19 protein-coding genes and 2 pseudogenes are annotated in these 17,139 nt (G+C 36.3%); 14 read left to right on the forward strand and 7 right to left on the reverse strand.

Translation table 11 applies throughout. The annotated features are described in order from the left end of the window. Positions 1–8: 8 nt before the first annotated feature. The 3 genes from rocS (at position 9) to QZ114_RS06490 (ending at position 2,941) form a co-directional block, all read left to right on the forward strand. Positions 9–500 (forward strand): chromosome segregation protein RocS, encoded by a 492-nt coding sequence (rocS, locus tag QZ114_RS06480; protein ID WP_295501152.1) that lies wholly within the window; start codon positions 9–11, stop codon positions 498–500. A gap of 78 nt (positions 501–578) precedes the next feature. Continuing rightward, on the forward strand, positions 579–1,169 hold the full coding sequence (locus tag QZ114_RS06485) for a 3'-5' exonuclease (RefSeq protein ID WP_295501155.1): 591 nt from the start codon (positions 579–581) through the stop codon (positions 1,167–1,169). Positions 1,170–1,177: 8 nt separating this feature from the next. After that, on the forward strand, positions 1,178–2,941 hold the full coding sequence (locus QZ114_RS06490) for a glycerophosphodiester phosphodiesterase (RefSeq protein ID WP_295501159.1): 1,764 nt from the start codon (positions 1,178–1,180) through the stop codon (positions 2,939–2,941). A 73-nt stretch (positions 2,942–3,014) separates the two neighbouring features. Here QZ114_RS06490 and QZ114_RS06495 read toward each other — a convergent pair whose 3' ends face one another. The 7 genes and pseudogenes from QZ114_RS06495 to QZ114_RS06525 all read right to left on the reverse strand — a co-directional run bounded on the left by QZ114_RS06495 (position 3,015) and on the right by QZ114_RS06525 (position 7,802). Next, on the reverse strand, positions 3,015–3,314 hold the full coding sequence (locus tag QZ114_RS06495; RefSeq protein WP_295501163.1) for a YbaB/EbfC family nucleoid-associated protein: 300 nt from the start codon (positions 3,312–3,314) through the stop codon (positions 3,015–3,017). A gap of 208 nt (positions 3,315–3,522) precedes the next feature. Then, positions 3,523–4,572 (reverse strand): DUF6287 domain-containing protein, encoded by a 1,050-nt coding sequence (locus QZ114_RS06500; RefSeq protein ID WP_295501166.1) that lies wholly within the window; start codon positions 4,570–4,572, stop codon positions 3,523–3,525. Between the two features lie 4 nt (positions 4,573–4,576). Continuing rightward, complete coding sequence (locus QZ114_RS06505; RefSeq protein ID WP_295501169.1) at positions 4,577–5,041, reverse strand: hypothetical protein; 465 nt, start codon at positions 5,039–5,041, stop codon at positions 4,577–4,579. A 33-nt stretch (positions 5,042–5,074) separates the two neighbouring features. Beyond that, a pseudogene (locus QZ114_RS09845) lies at positions 5,075–5,530 on the reverse strand (N-acetylmuramoyl-L-alanine amidase family protein); the annotation flags it as partial. Positions 5,531–6,645: 1,115 nt separating this feature from the next. Then, positions 6,646–6,747 carry a hypothetical protein gene (locus tag QZ114_RS06515; protein WP_295501174.1) on the reverse strand — a complete coding sequence of 34 codons (102 nt, stop codon included), beginning with the start codon at positions 6,745–6,747 and terminating at the stop codon, positions 6,646–6,648. Beyond that, positions 6,731–6,964, reverse strand: coding sequence for a hypothetical protein (locus tag QZ114_RS06520; RefSeq protein WP_295501176.1), 234 nt, complete (start codon positions 6,962–6,964; stop codon positions 6,731–6,733). Before QZ114_RS06520 ends, QZ114_RS06515 begins: the two co-directional genes overlap by 17 nt. 250 nt (positions 6,965–7,214) lie before the next feature. Beyond that, positions 7,215–7,802 carry a recombinase family protein gene (locus QZ114_RS06525; protein WP_295501179.1) on the reverse strand — a complete coding sequence of 196 codons (588 nt, stop codon included), beginning with the start codon at positions 7,800–7,802 and terminating at the stop codon, positions 7,215–7,217. 220 nt (positions 7,803–8,022) lie between these two features. Here QZ114_RS06525 and tatC point away from each other — a divergent pair. From tatC to QZ114_RS06580, 11 genes and pseudogenes are all read left to right on the forward strand, one after another. Beyond that, positions 8,023–8,736 (forward strand): annotated as a pseudogene (gene tatC, locus QZ114_RS06530) (twin-arginine translocase subunit TatC); the annotation flags it as partial. Between the two features lie 3 nt (positions 8,737–8,739). Beyond that, entirely contained in the window at positions 8,740–8,934 is a 195-nt protein-coding gene (locus QZ114_RS06535; protein WP_295501304.1) for a twin-arginine translocase TatA/TatE family subunit, read from the forward strand. 299 nt (positions 8,935–9,233) lie between these two features. Further along, entirely contained in the window at positions 9,234–9,941 is a 708-nt protein-coding gene (locus QZ114_RS06540; protein WP_295501182.1) for a 2-C-methyl-D-erythritol 4-phosphate cytidylyltransferase, read from the forward strand. 4 nt (positions 9,942–9,945) lie between these two features. Then, on the forward strand, positions 9,946–10,968 hold the full coding sequence (locus QZ114_RS06545) for a ribitol-5-phosphate dehydrogenase (protein WP_295501185.1): 1,023 nt from the start codon (positions 9,946–9,948) through the stop codon (positions 10,966–10,968). 14 nt (positions 10,969–10,982) lie between these two features. After that, positions 10,983–11,660 (forward strand): NTP transferase domain-containing protein, encoded by a 678-nt coding sequence (locus QZ114_RS06550; protein WP_295501188.1) that lies wholly within the window; start codon positions 10,983–10,985, stop codon positions 11,658–11,660. Positions 11,661–11,747: 87 nt separating this feature from the next. After that, the gene (gene dprA, locus QZ114_RS06555; RefSeq protein ID WP_295501191.1) at positions 11,748–12,596 is read left to right on the forward strand and encodes a DNA-processing protein DprA; all 849 of its coding nucleotides are present in this window, start codon (positions 11,748–11,750) and stop codon (positions 12,594–12,596) included. 117 nt (positions 12,597–12,713) lie between these two features. Further along, entirely contained in the window at positions 12,714–14,801 is a 2,088-nt protein-coding gene (gene topA, locus QZ114_RS06560) for a type I DNA topoisomerase (protein ID WP_295501194.1), read from the forward strand. A gap of 97 nt (positions 14,802–14,898) precedes the next feature. After that, entirely contained in the window at positions 14,899–15,021 is a 123-nt protein-coding gene (locus QZ114_RS06565) for a hypothetical protein (protein ID WP_295501197.1), read from the forward strand. A 44-nt stretch (positions 15,022–15,065) separates the two neighbouring features. Continuing rightward, entirely contained in the window at positions 15,066–15,425 is a 360-nt protein-coding gene (locus QZ114_RS06570) for a YbaN family protein (RefSeq protein WP_295501200.1), read from the forward strand. Between the two features lie 89 nt (positions 15,426–15,514). Next, a complete protein-coding gene (locus tag QZ114_RS06575; protein ID WP_295501203.1) occupies positions 15,515–16,147 on the forward strand; it encodes a copper homeostasis protein CutC in 633 nt (210 codons plus the stop codon). Positions 16,148–16,189: 42 nt separating this feature from the next. After that, the gene (locus QZ114_RS06580; protein WP_295501207.1) at positions 16,190–16,846 is read left to right on the forward strand and encodes an MmcQ/YjbR family DNA-binding protein; all 657 of its coding nucleotides are present in this window, start codon (positions 16,190–16,192) and stop codon (positions 16,844–16,846) included. Positions 16,847–17,139 lie beyond the last annotated feature (293 nt).

Here is a 17,139-nt window from a genome sequence, read left to right on the forward strand (position 1 = left end):
GGGATATTATGAGTATTGAAATGACCGTCAGTGAGATTGCAGAGGTTTTAGGTCTATCTCGTCAAGCAATCAATAATCGTGTCAAGGAATTACCAGAAGAAGACACAGATAAAAATGACAAAGGTGTAACAGTCGTTACCCGTAGTGGCTTGATTAAGCTTGAAGCAATCTATAAAAAAACTATTTTTGAAGATGAACCAGTTAGCGAAGATGTTAAGCAACGGGAACTGATGGAAATTTTAGTCGATGAAAAGAATGCTGAAATCCTTCGTCTATATGAGCAATTAAAAGCCAAGGATCGTCAACTTTCAGAAAAAGATGAGCAAATGCGCATCAAAGACCGTCAAATCGCTGAGAAAGACAAACAATTGGATCAGCAACAACAATTGACTCTTCAAGCTATGAAGGATCAAGAAACTCTGAAGTTAGAGTTAGACCAAGCAAAAGAAGAAGTTCAATCAACTAAGAAAGGCTTTTTTGCTCGTCTATTTGGAGGATAATCGAGGAGCTGTTTAGGTTAGCTTTAACCTGATAGCTTCTTTTATTTCTATGATTAAGTACCCCAGGAGAAGGATAGAATGGAAAGATTAGAAGATTACATTGCTTTCGATTTAGAATTTAACCAACATGAAGGACAAACACACTTAATTCAGGTATCAGCAGTGCGCTTTCAAGATGGGAAGGAAGTTGCTAGCTATGATTCTTATGTACATACTGTGGTGCCTCTCAAGAGCTTCATTAATGGTTTGACTGGAATTACTGCAGAAACCTTAAAAGATGCTCCATCTGTAGAACAAGTATTGCAGGAATTCCAAGAGTTTATTGGCTCTTTACCTATTGTAGGTTACAATGCAGCTAAAAGTGATTTGCCTATACTAGCAGAGCATGGCTTAGACTATCGTCCACAATACAAGGTGGATCTTTATGATGAGGCCTTTGAACGGAGGAGTTCAGACCTACATGGTATTGCTAACCTCAAATTGCAAACGGTAGCTTCTTTTCTTGGTTTTCAAGGTCAGTCTCATAATAGCTTAGAAGATGCTCGTATGACGGCGCGTGTTTATGAGTTCTTTCTTGAGTCTGATCAAGCAAAACTCTTATTAGAAACCCAAAGTAGCTTATCAAATAATCCTTTTGGTGGATTGGACCTATCACAGTTATTTAATTAGGAGTGCTTATGAAACCAGAAAAACCAAAACTTCTAGGTTTTAAACAGATCTACTATAACCTAGATAAAATTCTTTTTTTATTTTTCTTAACATTCTTGTTGATAGAGTTTGTCTGGCTCCCCTTAAATTCATGGCTTGCAGGACTTTTGTTGAGGCAGTCTGGTTATCTCTTTCTTTCATATAATAATATTTTTGCGATTATTAAAGGCTCTCCTTTGATAAGTTTGGGATTATTGATGTTAGTGATCATCAATTTGTTGGTTGCTTATTTCCAAATGGGTCTCCTTTTAACTGGAGCTCGGCATCTTCTCTATCATGAAAAGAGAACATTAATAGAATATAGTCACAAGGTCTTTAGTCAAAGTTTTATGATCATGAAAGAAATAACTATTCCTAAGATGGCCTTTATTTTCTTTTATGTCATGATGCTCTTTCCCTTTATCAGAAAGATTCTAAAGATTTACTATCTCAATAAAATTGTGATTCCCAAATTTGTTGTCAACTATGTAGAAGAACGGTATTGGTTGGTAAGTATTATTGTCATACTTTTGTCGCTGATTATGTTTTATATTTCTGTACGTTTGATGTTTGCAATACCCCAGCTTCTTTTTGAAAAGAAAACAGTTAAACAAGCAGTTTCTTATAGTATCGAAAAGACAAGAAGACAAAACTGGTTTTATACTTGGAATCTTCTTTGGATTGTGATTAAAACCTACCTATTTTTCTTTCTTCTTTTAGTTCCTATAATAGCTAGTCAGACCTTGATGGACGTTCTGACTCATAGAGAATCGCTGGTACTTGGAATTTTTAATTATGTTTTGATTCGCAATTTCCACTATATGGTCCTGACCTATTTTCTCATTAAGTTTGTTTCTCTTTTAACAGGAGAAGGTCTTGAGATGATTCCTCGTAGAAAAAAAGACCACTGGATGCGATGGGGAGTATTAGGTTGTGCCTGCATCATCTTTTCAATAGAAGGCTATGTTTATCTTGAAGCTCCAGTTGCTCATAAACCCTTGATTCTTTCTCACCGAGGTGTCTCAAATAAAAATGGGGTTCAGAACACAGTCCAATCTTTAGAAAAAACAGCGCAATTAGAACCAGACTTTGTTGAAACTGATGTTCAAGAAACCAAAGACGGACAGTTTGTCATGATGCATGATGCCAATATATGGGAGTTAACGGGTGTCAATGCAAGTCCTCAAGATTTGACCTTGGAAGAATTGACCAAAATTGAAATATCAGAAAATGGTTTCCACAGTAAGATTTCAAGTTTTGATGATTACCTTAAAAGAGCAAATGAATTAAATCAAAAGCTATTGATTGAAATAAAGACTAGCAAAAAAGATAAACCAGATATGATGAAACGTTTTTTGGAGAAGTACGGTGAGACTTTGAAACAAAATGGTCATCAAATACAATCTTTGAATTATCAAATCATTGATCAAGTCCGATCCTTCGACTCAGAAATTCCAGCCTATTTCATCCTGCCTTATAATAGTATTTTTCCAAGGACTAAAGCAACAGGTTACACAATGGAATATTCAACATTAGATGAAAACTTTGTCAACAAGCTTTGGAATACGGACCAGAAATTGTATGTTTGGACGATTAATAGTTCAGAGTCTTTTGATAAATCAATTCATCTAGGAGCTGATGGTATGATAACGGATAATATAGAACTGGTACAAGAACTAGTAACGATTGCCCAAGAAGATCCAGAGTATACGGATTTACTCTTAAAGAGAGCCTTGGAATTTTTTAATTTTTAATCAAAAAAGAGGAACAATAGTTCCTCTAAGTTGTAGGCAAGTATTCCATTTGGATACTTGCGTTTTTTGTTTCTTAAAAAGGCAATTTCCCAGCGAAGGCACCTAATTTTTTCTTAGTTGTTTCATCGATTTGTTCAAGAGCAGAGTTGAGGGCTTGAACAGTCATATCAGAAAGGGTTTCGAGGTCTTCTGGGTCAACGACAGCTGGATTGAAGTCAATGCTGACAACTTTCTTATCTCCAGTTAAGGTAGCTTGAACAAGGTCTTGAGCAGATTTGCCAACAAATTGCATAGCAGCAAGCTCAGCTTGACTTTGTTCCATTTGTTTTTGAAGTTTTTGTGCTTGGCGCATCATGTTTTGCATGTTCATCATGGTGTTTTACAGTTTCCTTTTATCTTATTTTCCTTCTTATTTTATCAATTTTGGGGTTAAAAGTCTAATCTTTTTCAGAGTGAATTCATCAAGTATCGATAGAGATGTAGATGAAATAAAAATATAGGATAGATATTCTAAGTGAATAAGAATATTTATCCTATATAGTTACTAGATATTCGATGGCTACTTTAAGGATTTACCAGCACTATTCTACCTTGTAGAAAAATCCCTCCGTACTGCCATTGATGAGTTGGTGTCCAAACCATAAGCGGTCTTGTGTAATATCAGACGAGTCAGTATAGCCATTATCTGAAGAAGAGGTGACAGACATGGTTATAGGGATTCCTGCTGGTAAAAAGGCAATAGCTGCACCACCAGCACCACCAGCTTTAGGAAGTAAACTTGCTTTAAGATAGCGGTCGGTTTCTTTAGCATGTTCAATTGAAACTTTGGAATGATCACTTACCAAGCCATTTTTATCGAAAGTAAATTCAATACCTGTACCATTCCTCCAAGTTCCTGCGACACTAGAAAAATCTCCATTTTGAATTGCAGAAATATCCATTCCTTTACTTTCTGACGGAAGAGTTATTTCTCCATTTATGAGACTTGTCACAGATTTCCAAGAGAAAGATCTTATGTCAAGGGAAGGTGGTTTTGTCCCCAGTCCCTCTTCTGTATCTGATTCGATAACTAAGTCTAATCGTGTTCCATTCTGATTTAACTTGTATAGTTTAAGTTGGATTTGATTAATAGATACTCGGGTAGATAATTGAAAATAACCATTTTCTAAAGGATTAAAATGTACTCGCTCTCCAATAAAGTCCAGATTGTTTTCTGCATTGGTCAGTCGAATAACTTCACCATTTTTAAGAGTTCGAATATCTAATAAATCGTAATAGTTAGAATACGTTTTTAGAGCAATCAAAAGTTCGTCCGTACCGTCTTGGTCTAAATCATACAAGCTATACTGTAATCCAGAATATTCGTTAGGATAACCATTTTTTAAGTTTGCTTTTGAATTGATCTCTGTATGTGAAGTTGACGAACCATCTAATACTTTGGCATATTCTTTTAGAACAGGATTGTATAGGGTGTAATCAGGTTTCTTCTCTTCCGATATAGAAGAAGTTGAACTAGTACTTGAAGCAATTGCTTCAGAACTTGCTGAAGAAGTGTTTTCACTCTGATGTTGGCAAGCCGTTAAAATAGAGATAGCTAAAATACTAATACTGAATAGAAATAATTTTTTCATATATTTAATCTTGTAATTCTAAGCCTTGGGCATCTTGGTGCCATTTACTACCAGTTTTAGACGTTAAAACTTGAATAGTAATTATAATATTCCAAATAGCATTTGCCAGTAAAACAAATAGTGTCAATATAGGAATAATAGCCAGCAGAGTTATGCCGATACGCTTGTATCCTTGTTTAGCATTTCCAATATAAAAATCGTAGGCACCAAACGCTCCTAAAAATAGGGCAAATAATGCTGCGGCCAGTTTAGATTTATCACTTACTCCATTTGAATGTTGACTAGAACTAGCTGGAGATGTGTTATCTATTTTTGAAACAATATAGTCGTCACCATTTTGATAAAATTCTACATAATCACCTACTTGTGGTTCAAAACCAAAACTTTTTCTTGAAATTGCAGTAAATTGGCCATTATCACCTTTTCCAACATAAACTGTTTCATCTTCAATTTTTATAACTTTGTTCATTTAATTGTCTCCTTAATCTATTTCTATTGTATGTTAAACCCATTCACCGTTGTAATCGACGTAGTAGCCGTCCGGCGTAATCGTATTGATTGCTAGCTCACCAGAGTTATATGCATAGTACCATTTGCCAGATACTTGCATCCAACCTGTTTGCATAGCACCTGAGTCTTGAAGATAGTACCAGCTACCGTTATCTTTGAGCCAACCAGTCTTCATTGCACCTGAGTCTTGAAGATAGTACCAGCTACCGTTATCTTTGAGCCAACCAGTCTTCATTGCACCTGAGCCGTCGAGGTAGTACCAGCTACCGTTATCTTTGAGCCAACCAGTCTTCATTGCACCTGAGCCATCGAGGTAGTACCAACTGCCGTCTTTTACCCAGCCAGTTTGCATCCAGCCAGAGTTGTCAAATCGATACCAAACACCATTGATTTTTTCCCAGCCGTTAGTTGTATAGGTGCCATCTTCGTGTTTATACCACCATCGTCCATTCGAATACATCCAAGTAGATTTAGACTGATGGGTCGTCATGGTTGTATCTGTGTTAGAATAGTTTCCAGATGACGAACTTGTAGAAGTTGACGAGCTAGATGAATTCGAACCTGATTGGGTTGTTGTGTTAGTATTTGAATTTGTCGAAGGATTTCCGAAAGTTACCTCTTTTCTAGCTTTAAAGACACGTTTTCTGTTATCAACTGAGTGATCGCGCGGAGAACCTGCCTCTCCTGACATCTCCAAGATATATGTTCCAGCAGGAAACTGTCTGATATCGAAAACATCCCCTTTAAATTTATTGCTATAAATTAAAGGTAAAAGAAATTGGTCGTTGACGTCATTAGTTAGACCACTAAAGATGACATCATTATTATGTTGGTACACAATCTTTCCGCTAGCCTTATCAATTAGAGTAACATTTCCTCTAGCTGCATTATCTCCTCCGTGTTGTAGTGGCTCTGAGAGTACACCTTCAAAATTAACTCCAAAATGATGAATTTCAACATTTGTAATTGTTGCTTCTATTTGTTTTTCAGTACTCGTATTCGAGATAGCATTTGCTTGATTAGTTGATAAGACTTCTAGTTTGGTTACATAAGTGTAAAAAGATGCTCCTTTCCCTACGTTTTCTCTAACATCGACTGTTAGTTTGTAACGAACTCCATCTAATTCAAACTTCATGGTATAGATACCATAATCTGTTGCTTTAAAGACAATTGTTTTACCGTTAAATGTAGCAATGCCATTTGATTCAAAACTTGCAAATTGCTTAGAAAATTCTTTTTTATAAGCCTTATCTACCCAATCAACCGTTATAAATCCAACAACACCATTAGGAAATGCTCCAAGTTGTGCTTTTCTTTTTTCTACAAGCGTCACATCTGTTGCGACTAAATCTGTATCACGATAACCAATAGCAGGTTCTTCAACATAAGCATTGACTGCTGGAGACCATACTTTGACCATTGGAATGTCTGCAGCATTGACACTTGAAATTGTAGCTCCTGTTGCTAGGAGTGATAAAACTGCTGTAGTCGTTAAAACGATTTTTTTCATAATTTTTGTATTCCTTTTCTTTTTATCTATTTTTTAATAATTTTATTCTATACCTACTCACCGTTGGCATTGACACGATAGCCATCAGGGGTAGTCGTATTGATTGCTAGGGCACCAGAGCTATAAGCGTAGTACCATTTACCAGCTACCTTCATCTGCCGCCTCTTTTCGAATGGCATTGATACGGTCTGAAATAGCCTGCTTATCTGGTGTCAATAAAGTTCCTTCAATTCCAACTAAGCTAGTACCAGCAAAAGTACTAGTTACCTCAGAGTTCAAGATATGATAAGACTGACCATTGATTTCTTGAGTGGAAACCAGCCTATCATTAGCGGCTACGGATTGTGGTGCAAGACTTCCAACTCCTAACAATGAAAGTGCTAGAACTGTAGTAAGTGTGAATTTTTTAGTTTGTTTCTTTATTCACGCAATATCTCCTATTCTTATTTATTGTAAAGTAATCAGTTTGTCCTAAAACCTAGACTTTTTTGGACAAACTTGATAAAATAGAAGTGTAATAATAATCGGTCAAAATGCTTGATTTTAGAACCTTTTTCTAACGAAAACGACTCTAGAATAGAGTATATTTCCTGTCCAAAAAATCCTAGTTTTTTGACAGGAACTATGAATTTTTTATCCAATTATGAAAGGTGCTTTTTGATACTCCTAAGATGTCTGCACCTTCTCGTAAGGTTATTTCTTTTTTCTTATATTGAGCTATCACATCAGGGAGATTATTCGGGGCAAGCAATTTTGGTCTACCGAATTTCTTCCCTTTTTTCTGTGCTTCCCGTATTCCTTCCATTTGTCTTTGTTTGATTTGTTCTCTTTCAAACTGTGCCACATAAGATAGGACTTGTAAAACGATATCAGAGATTAGTTTTCCTGTGATATTATCATTGCTATTCTTTGTGTTTAATAAGGGGAAATCTAAAACAGTTATATTTACTTTCTTTTTCTTAGTAATTGATTGCCATTGTTCTAAAATTTCATCATAGTTTCTCCCCAACCTATCAATTGATTTAATAACCAATTCATCATTTTCTTTCAAGATAGTTAATAATTTTTGATATTCTATTCTGTCAAAATCTTTTCCTGAAACGTAATCGATAAAAATATTTTCTTTTAATAATTTATTTTCTACTAAGGCTGAAAATTGCCTATCAATATTCTGTTCTTTTGTAGATACTCGAACATAGCCGTAACGCATAAAACTCTCCTTTTTACACTTATTGTAAAATATAAAAGAAGGTTAGACTTTATAAAAGAGTGGTGTACTTAATTTCTATTAATTATCTCTTAACCACTTGCTGACAGGCTTTCCAACAATCGACCTTCTTGGAATTTATCCAAGTTGGGAAGGTTTGGCCAGCCAGCTAATCTTTGTTGTTATCGTTTTGATTGTCACTTTTAGACAGGGTAAAGAATAGATGGATAGAAAAGAATTGACAATCGTTGAACATCTGGTAGAATTTAGAAAGAGATTATTGGCAGTAGTCATTTGTTTCTTTTTGGTATTCTGTGTCTCTCTGCTTTTTGCAGACCAGATTTACCAGTATGTAACCCAATCTTTTCAGCAAAAGTTGATTGTTTTAGGCCCTAATGATATTTTATGGATTTACATACGCTTGGCTAGTCTGATGGCCTTTACTATCACCTTGTCCTACACGGTGTATCATATTTGGTCTTTCATCAAACCAGGTTTAAAGAAGGAAGAAGCGAGAGCAATTTTTGCCTATATTCCAGCTAGTTTCCTTTGTTTTCTAGTTGGACTGGCTTTTGGTTTTTACTTTGTAACACCAGCTATACTTCAGGTTCTATTAGGGCTAGGAGAAGGACTATTTGAAACGCAGTTAACCGCCCAAAATTATCTGTCCTTTGTTTTTCAAACGACCTTGCCTTTGGCTCTGATTTTTGAATTGCCAGTTATCATTGCCTTTTTGACGTCGATTGGACTTATTGGACCAGAATTATTGATTACTTATCTCCGATATGCTTATTTTATCTTATTGCTACTTGCAGTCATCTTGACACTAGCTGACTTTGTCAGCGATTTGGCAATGACTGCTCCTTTGATATTACTCTATGAATTGAGTATTGCTATTAGCAAACACATTATGAAACACAAGCAGAAAGGAGAGAGAGAAATGGGAATCTTACGTGATATCGGAGTACCAGGATTGATTATCATCGTTTTAGAAGCTCTCTTGATCTTTGGACCAAAACGATTGCCTGAACTAGGCGAGTCAATTGGTAAAATGCTATCTGAATTTAAAAATGCAGTTAAAGGAACTGAAAATCAAGATAAGGAAGACCAGATTGTTTTTCTTCAACGATTATAGAAATAGAAAATTAGGACTTAGACCTGTTTAGGATGATTTAAGTCCTAATTTTTTATATGACTGAAATGATCTTTAAGTTTTTTTTAAGGAAACTATATTATTCTGAAGAACTCTGAAATTTCACAACAATTTACATGTATATGCACTAGAATTCCTTGTAGTTACTGTAATTTGATTAGTTAATAAGAATTATAGAGTTACTATTCTAGAACGGAAAGTCTGATAATTATTTCGTGATAGGACTAGATTGTGGTATAATAGAGAGGATAAGTTTTTTAGTAAGAAAAAGGAGCAACGAGATGATTTACGCAGGAATTCTTGCCGGTGGTACTGGTACACGTATGGGAATCAGTAATTTACCCAAACAATTTTTAGAACTCGGTGATCGCCCTATCTTGATTCATACAATTGAAAAATTTGTCTTGGAACCAAGTATTGAAAAAATTGTAGTTGGTGTCCACGGTGATTGGGTATCTCATGCAGAGGATCTTGTAGATAAATATCTGCCTCTTCATAAGGATCGAATTATCATTACCAAAGGTGGTGCTGATCGAAATACCAGTATTAAAAAGATCATAGAGGCTATTAACGAGTATCGTCCGCTTACTCCTGAGGACATGGTGGTAACACACGATTCTGTTCGTCCTTTTATCACTCTTCGTATGATTCAAGATAATATCAAACTAGCGCAAGAACATGATGCTGTAGATACAGTAGTTGAAGCAGTAGATACAATTGTCGAAAGTACGAATGGTCAGTATATAACAGATATTCCAAATCGTGCTCATCTTTATCAAGGACAAACGCCACAGACTTTCCGTTGCCTAGACTTTATGGATTTGTATGGTTCCCTCTCTGATCAAGAAAAAGAAATCCTAACAGATGCTTGTAAGATTTTTGTCATAAAAGGAAGAGATGTAGCCTTGGCTAAGGGTGAATACTCTAATCTGAAAATCACAACTGTGACGGATTTGAAGATTGCAAAAAGTATGATTGAGAAAGACTAGCGCTATGATTAATCAAGTTTATCAACTGACTAAGCCTAAGTTTATCAATGTGAAATATCAAGAAGAAGTGATTGATCAGGAGAATCATATCCTTATTCGTCCTAACTATATGGCAGTTTGTCATGCGGATCAGCGTTACTATCAAGGAAAACGTGACCCTAAGATTTTATCTAAAAAACTACCTATGGCCATGATTCATGAATCTTGTGGAACCGTTATTTCAGATCCAACTGGAACTTATCAGGTTGGACAGAAAGTTGTTATGATACCAAATCAACCACCCATGCAAGGTGATAAGGAGTTTTATGAGAATTACATGACTGGAACTTATTTCTTGTCTAGTGGTTATGACGGTTTCATGCGAGAGTTTGTTTCTCTCCCTAAAGATCGTGTGGTAGCGTACAATGATATTGAAGATACTGTTGCAGCTATTACGGAATTTGTAAGTGTTGGTATGCATGCTATGAATAGACTTTTGACTTTAGCTCATAGCAAACGGGAGCGAATCGCCGTCATAGGTGATGGTAGTTTGGCCTTCGTTGTTGCAAATATTATTAACTATACACTTCCAGAAGCAGAGATTATTGTTATTGGTCGTCATTGGGAAAAATTGGAACTCTTCTCGTTTGCGAAAGAGTGCTATATTACAGATATGATTCCTGAAGATTTGACTTTTGACCATGCTTTTGAGTGCTGTGGTGGCGATGGTACTGGACCGGCAATTAATGATTTGATTCGTTATATTCGCCCACAAGGAACCATCCTAATGATGGGAGTTAGCGAATATAAAGTTAATATCAATACGCGCGATGCCCTTGAAAAAGGCTTACTCTTAATTGGATCATCACGTTCTGGTCGAATCGATTTTGAAAAAGCTATCCAGATGATGGAAGTTAAGAAATTTGCCAATCGTCTCAAAAATATCCTTTATTTAGAAGAACCTGTAAGAGAAATCAAAGATATTCATCGTGTCTTTGCTACTGATTTAAATACTGCTTTTAAAACAGTATTTAAGTGGGAAGTGTAAGATTTGGAGGTTAATTGTGGAGAAAATCATTAAAGAAAAAATTGCTTCCTTTGACGGACAATACCCCAAAAGCCTTGGTGAAAGTAAATCAAAAACCCTTAATAGAATATCAGATTGAGTTTCTTAAAGAAAAAGGAATCCATGATATAATTATTGTTGTAGGTTATTTGAAAGAACAATTTGACTATTTGAAAGAAAAGTATGGTGTTCGACTTATCTTTAATGACAAATATGCTGATTATAATAACTTTTATTCTCTTTATATAGTAAAAGAGGAGTTGGCCAATAGTTATGTTATTGATGCTGATAATTATCTTTTTAAGAACATGTTCCGCAATGATTTGACTCGCTCAACATACTTTAGTGTCTATCGGGAAGACTGTACCAATGAATGGTTCTTAGTTTATGGAGATGACTACAAGGTTCAAGATATTATTGTTGATAGCAAAGCTGGTCGTATTTTAAGTGGAGTTTCTTTCTGGGATGAACCAACTGCAGAAAAGATTATCAGTTTTATCGATAAAGCTTACGAAAGCGGTGAATTCGTAGACTTGTATTGGGACAATATGGTCAAGGATAATATCAAAGAATTAGATGTATATGTTGAAGAATTAGAAGGCAATAGTATCTATGAAATCGACAGTGTCAAAGATTACCATAAATTAGAAGAAATTCTAGCAAATGAGAATTAAATTTTTTAACATCTGACAAAAAATTGTTGGATGTTTTTATATTTTTTACGAATAAGTAAATGAATAGAAAAAGAATTGGAGTAAGTTATGAAAATTACAAACTATGAAATATATAAATTAAGAAAATCAGGGTTGACTAATCAGCAAATTCTGACTGTCTTAGAATATGGAGAAAGTTTTGATCAGGAACTTTTATTGGGAGATATAGCTGAGGTTTCAGGCTGCCGTAATCCAGCGGTGTTTATGGAACGCTATTTTCAGATTGATGATGCGCATTTGAAGGAAGAGTTCGATAAGTTTCCTTCATTTTCGATTCTTGATGACTGTTATCCTTTTGATTTATGTGAAATATATGATGCACCTGCTCTCTTATTTTATAAAGGAAATCTAGATTTCTTAAAATTTCCTAAGGTCGCTGTTGTAGGTAGTAGAGATTGCAGTAGTCAGGGAGCCAAAGCAGTTCAAAAAGTTATTCAGGGATTGGAAAATGAATTGGTTGTTGTTAGCGGTTTAGCCAAGGGTATCGATACAGCAGCTCATATGGCAGCTCTTCAGAATGGCGGAAAAACCATTGCAGTGATTGGGACAGGTCTAGATGTGTTTTATCCTAAAGTCAATAAACGTTTGCAAGACTATATCGGCAATAACCATCTAGTTCTCAGTGAGTACGGACCTGGAGAGCAACCTCTTAAATTTCATTTTCCAGCTCGTAATAGAATTATTGCGGGACTCTGTAGAGGTATCATTGTAGCAGAAGCGAAGATGCGCTCTGGAAGTTTAATTACTTGTGAACGTGCCATGGAAGAAGGAAGAGATGTCTTTGCCATACCAGGTAGTATATTAGACGGTCGGTCAGACGGTTGCCATCATTTAATTCAAGAAGGCGCAAAATTAGTTACCAGTGGGAAGGATGTTCTATCTGAGTTTGAATTTTAATAAAGAAAAAGGAAGTTAAATTAAAGTTTTCTTCTATATATAAGTGCTAAGTCTTGACAGGTTATTAAAAATGGTTTACACTTTATAAAGTTTATTACTTTGAAAAGGTGTGATATTGTGGCTACGGCAACAAAAAAGAAAAAATCAGCAGTTAAGAAAAATTTAGTCATCGTGGAGTCTCCTGCTAAGGCTAAAACGATTGAAAAATATTTAGGTAGAAATTATAAGGTATTAGCCAGTGTCGGTCATATCCGTGATTTGAAAAAATCAAGCATGTCTGTCGACATTGAAAACAACTATGAACCGCAGTATATCAATATTCGTGGGAAAGGTTCTTTGATTAATGATTTAAAAAAAGAAGCTAGAAAAGCAAATAAAGTTTTCCTAGCGAGTGACCCGGACCGTGAAGGAGAAGCCATTTCTTGGCATTTGGCTCATATCCTTGATTTGGATGAGAATGATACAAACCGTGTTGTATTCAATGAAATTACCAAGGATGCCGTTAAAAATGCCTTTAAGGAACCTCGCAAGATTGATATGGACTTGGTTGATGCCCAACAGGCTCGTCGTATCTTAGACCGTTTGGTAGGTTATTCTATCTCTCCTATCTTATGGAAAAAAGTGAAGAAGGGATTATCAGCAGGGCGTGTGCAATCCGTAGCCCTCAAGCTCATCATTGACCGAGAGAATGAAATCAATAACTTTCAGCCTGAAGAATATTGGACTATTGATGGAGTATTCAAAAAGGGAAGCAAGCAATTTCAGGCTTCTTTCTATGGTGTAAATGGCAAGAAGAAAAAATTGTCCACTAACGAAGAAGTCAAAGAAGTCTTGTCTCACCTGACTAGTAAGGACTTTACAGTGGATCAGGTAGATAAAAAGGAGCGCAAACGAAATGCTCCACTACCATACACGACGTCTACTATGCAGATGGATGCTGCTAATAAAATCAATTTCCGTACTCGTAAAACCATGATGGTGGCTCAGCAGCTCTATGAAGGGATTAATATCGGGTCTGGTGTTCAAGGTTTGATTACCTATATGCGTACCGATTCGACTCGTATTAGTCCTGTAGCGCAGAATGAAGCAGCAAGTTTCATTACTGATCGTTTTGGTAGCAAGTATTCTAAGCATGGTAGCAAGGTCAAAAATGCTTCAGGTGCTCAAGATGCCCACGAAGCTATTCGTCCTTCAAGTGTCTTTCATACTCCAGAAAGTATTGCTAAGTATTTAAATAAAGACCAGCTAAAACTTTACACGCTCATATGGAATCGTTTTGTTGCTAGTCAGATGACAGCTGCTATCTTTGATACGATGGCTGTTAAGCTCTCTCAAAATGGTGTGCAGTTTGCTGCCAATGGTAGTCAGGTTAAGTTTGATGGCTATCTTGCTATCTATAATGATTCTGATAAGAATAAGATGTTACCAGATATGGCTGTTGGAGATGTGGTTAAGCAGGTTAACAGCAAGCCAGAACAACATTTTACCCAACCACCAGCACGTTATTCTGAAGCAACGCTAATCAAGACCTTGGAAGAAAATGGAGTTGGACGTCCTTCAACTTATGCACCAACTATTGAAACCATCCAAAAACGTTACTATGTCCGTCTTGCGGCTAAACGTTTTGAACCGACTGAGTTAGGCGAAATTGTCAATAAACTAATCATTGAATATTTTCCTGATATTGTTAATGTTACCTTTACAGCTGAAATGGAAGGTAGACTCGATGATGTCGAAGTTGGGAAAGAGCAGTGGCAACGTGTCATTGATGCCTTTTACAAACCATTCTCTAAAGAGGTTACCAAGGCTGAAGAAGAAATGGAAAAAATCCAGATTAAGGATGAACCAGCTGGCTTTGATTGTGAAGTGTGTGGTAGTCCAATGGTCATTAAACTTGGCCGTTTTGGCAAGTTCTACGCTTGTAGCAATTTCCCAGATTGTCGCCATACCCAAGCAATAGTGAAAGAAATCGGAGTTGAGTGTCCAAGTTGTCATCAAGGACAAATCATTGAGCGTAAAACCAAGCGTAATCGCCTCTTCTATGGTTGCAATCGCTATCCAGATTGTGAATTCACCTCTTGGGATAAACCAGTTGGACGTGATTGTCCAAAATGTAGCAACTTCCTCATGGAGAAAAAAGTCCGTGGTGGAGGCAAACAAATTGTTTGTAGCAAAGGTGACTACGAAGAAGAAAAGATTAAATAAGAGGAGAGTCCTGAAAGGAATTTCAGGCTCTTTTGGGTTGGAACTTGACAAAATTCATCATTGTATGCGAAACTAGAAGAAAATTAATTTATACTCAATGAAAATCAAAGAGCAAACTAGAAAGCTATCCGCAGGTTGCTCAAAGCACTGCTTTGAGGTTGTAGATAAGACTGACGAAGTCAGTTCAAAACAGTGTTTTGAGGTTGCAAATGGAAGCTGACGTGGTTTGAAGAGATTTTCGAAGAGTAGTAACTAGGAGAAGTTATGCGTCTTATCTATCTGATAATTGGTTTTTTATCACTTGCCTTAGCTATTGTTGGGGTTGTTTTACCTTTGTTGCCCACAACTCCCTTTCTTTTGTTGTCTATTGCTTGTTTTTCTAAATCTTCTAAACGATTTGAAAATTGGTTATATCACACAAAGTTATACCAAACCTATGTAGCTGATTTTCGTGAGACTAAGTCTATTGCGCGTGAACGTAAGAAAAAGATTATCGTCTCTATCTATATTCTCATGGGAATTTCCATTTATTTTGCTCCTCTTTTACCAGTCAAAATCGGTCTGGGAGCCTTGACCGTCTTTATCACTTATTATCTCTTCAAGGTCATTCCTGATAAAGAATAAAAATAGTCACTGTTTTCCTTGATATAAATGAAAGTATATTCACAATAATATGATATAATAAATTCAAAGTAATCTTCAAGGAGAATCAAATGATTTACGAATTTTGTGCTGAAAATGTGACCTTGCTTGAAAAAGCGATGGAGGCTGGAGCTCGTCGAATCGAACTCTGTGATAATCTAGCAGTGGGAGGAACAACTCCAAGCTATGGAGTGACTAAGGCAGCGGTTGAACTGGCAGCTAACTATGATACGACAATTATGACCATGATTCGTCCACGTGGTGGCGACTTTGTCTATAATGACCTAGAAATTGCTATCATGCTAGAAGACATTCGGTTGACTGCTCAGGCTGGAAGTCAAGGAGTTGTATTTGGGGCTTTAACTGCTGATAAGAAATTGGATAAGGCTAATCTTGAAAAGTTAATTGCCGCATCAAAAGGAATGGAAATTGTCTTCCACATGGCCTTTGATGAATTGGGTGATGAAGATCAGTTGGAAGCCATTGACTGGCTTAGTCAAGCTGGTGTCACTCGAATTCTGACTCGTGCGGGTGTGTCTGGTGACTCCTTAGAAAAACGCTTTAACCATTATCACAGAATTTTAGAACACGCAAGTGGAAAAATTGAAATCTTACCAGGTGGGGGGATTGACCTTGACAACCGTCAAACCTTTATCGACCAACTGGGAGTGACACAACTACATGGTACTAAGGTTGTTTTTTAAAAAATAGAAAGGAACTGCTGCTTAGGGTAGCAGTTTTCACTTATGTTTGAAATTTTTAAATCCTATCAGTTTAATCAAGAAAAGGCTCAAGCTTTTGGTTTTGTAGAAAATGGGGGAGTTTGGACCTATAGTTGCCAGATTTTGCAAGGTGACTTTGTCATGACTGTATCCATCACTGCTGATAATGTGAGCTTTCAAGTCTTTGATCAGGAGACGGGTGATCCCTATCCCCAAGTCCATATGCAAAGTATGACAGGGAGTTTTGTTGCAAGTGTTCGTGAGGCTTGTTTGGAGATTCTTTACCAGATTCGGAAGGCTTGTTTTGATGTGCAGGATTTTATCTGTCCTCAGACTAAGCGTATCATGGCTCAAATTCAGGAAAAGTATGGTAATCAGTTGGAGTATCTGTGGGAAAAATCACCTGATACGGCAGTGTTAAGACATGAAGGCAATCAAAAGTGGTATGCTGTTTTGATGAGAATACCTTGGGATAACCTGGAAAAGGGTAGAGAAGGTTTAGTCGAAGCAGTCAACCTCAAACATGATCAAGTAGCTGGTTTACTTTTAAATAAAGGTATTTATCCAGCCTTTCATATGAACAAACGCTACTGGATTAGTGTGGCTTTTGATGATACTTTGTCAGATGAAATGGCATTGGAATTGATAGAAAAAAGTTGGAATTTAACTTCTAAAAAATGAAACATTTCAAGGATTTTCAATAACTTTCAATTAGCTAAATATTCTATACTGAAGAAATTTTCAGAAAATATTTGATTTTTTCTTGACAAGTGCTTTTGCCTATGCTAAAATACTAAACAAGATATCAAACGAAGGAGAAAGTCAAACATGAGAACAGCTAAGTTTAATCAAGTTGCTTTGTTGTTGAGGTACTCGGGCTAGTGCAAAAAGCATTAGTCCTGTTTGGCTTACCAAGCGGGAGTAAATCAACATCTCGCTTGGGATTCCGAGCGAGATGTTTTTTTTACAATCAA

The organism is uncultured Streptococcus sp. (assembly GCF_901875575.1).
Classification (GTDB): Bacteria; Bacillota; Bacilli; order Lactobacillales; family Streptococcaceae; genus Streptococcus.